This window comes from Oceanobacillus saliphilus (assembly GCF_023522835.1).
In the GTDB taxonomy this organism is placed as follows: domain Bacteria; phylum Bacillota; class Bacilli; order Bacillales; family Amphibacillaceae; genus Oceanobacillus; species Oceanobacillus saliphilus.
Genome location: NZ_JALCZU010000029.1, coordinates 1 through 1,239, shown reverse-complemented (window position 1 = coordinate 1,239; position 1,239 = coordinate 1). Strand labels below are relative to the sequence as shown.

At 45.7% G+C, this 1,239-nt stretch carries 1 protein-coding gene; it reads left to right on the top strand.

All coding sequences use genetic code 11. The features are described 5' to 3' along the window. Nucleotide 1 precedes the first annotated feature (1 nt). Nucleotides 2-1,239, top strand: a 1,238-nt coding sequence (gene odhB / locus MN204_RS20250) for a 2-oxoglutarate dehydrogenase complex dihydrolipoyllysine-residue succinyltransferase (RefSeq protein WP_249872888.1), incomplete at its 3' end; no start/stop codon positions are given.

Sequence of the window (1,239 nt, the reverse complement as noted above, 5' to 3'; positions counted from 1 at the left end):
AATTCCAGAACTAGCAGAATCCATTACAGAAGGTACCATCGCCGAGTGGCTTGTCCAAAAAGGCGACAAAGTGGAAAAAGGGGATCCAATTGTTGAATTGGAAACAGATAAAGTGAATGTGGAAGTAAATTCTGAAGTATCCGGCGTAATCACGGAAATCCTCAGTGAAGCAGGCGAAGATGTTGCAGTAGGGGACGCAATCGCAAAAGTAGACGAAAACGGAGAAGCTGGCGGTGACGCAGCCCCAGCTGAAGAAGCTCCAAAGGCGGAAAAACAGGAAGCACCTGCACCAAAAGAGGAAATAACAGAGGCACCAAAGGCTTCGGAAAAAGATGCACCAGCAAGTGAAGGCACTTCCGGAGAAGTTATTGCATCTCCTGCTGCTAGAAAACGTGCCCGCGAACTGAATATCGACTTGAGTAAAGTAGCGGTTCGTGATCCATTAGGACGTGTTCGACCAGAAGATGTGGAAGCAGCAGCGAAGGCCATTGATGAGCCAAAACAAGCATCCAAACCAGCCAAACAGGAAGCACCTAAAGCAGCGGAAAAAACGGAATTCGACAAACCGGTTGAGCGTGTGAAAATGACGCGTCGCCGTCAAACCATCGCGAAAAACCTTGTAAATGTACAGCGTGAAACAGCGATGCTGACTACATTTAATGAAGTTGATATGACAGCTGTCATGAAGCTTCGCAGTGAACGCAAAGAGAAATTCTTGCAAAAAAATGGGGTCAAACTTGGATTCATGTCGTTCTTCGCCAAAGCAGTCGTTGGCGCATTGAAAGAATTCCCATTACTGAATGCGGAAATCCAGGGGAACGAGCTTGTCATTAAAAAATTCTATGACATTGGTATTGCCGTATCCACTGATGAGGGATTAGTAGTACCGGTTGTCCGTGATGCAGATCGTAAAGATTTTGCAGGCATCGAACAATCGATTCTTGACCTTGGTAAGAAAGCTCGCGATAACAAATTGGCATTAAGTGATTTACAAGGTGGTTCCTTCACGATTACAAACGGTGGAACATTCGGATCGATGATGTCCACACCAATTTTGAATGCACCGCAGGTTGGTATCCTAGGCATGCATAACATTGTGAAACGTGCGATGGTGATGCCGGATGATTCCATCGAAGTTCGCCCGATGATGTACTTGGCACTTTCTTATGATCACCGTATCGTTGACGGTAAGGAAGCAGTCCAATTCCTTGTACGTATTAAAGAAATGCTTGAAGATCC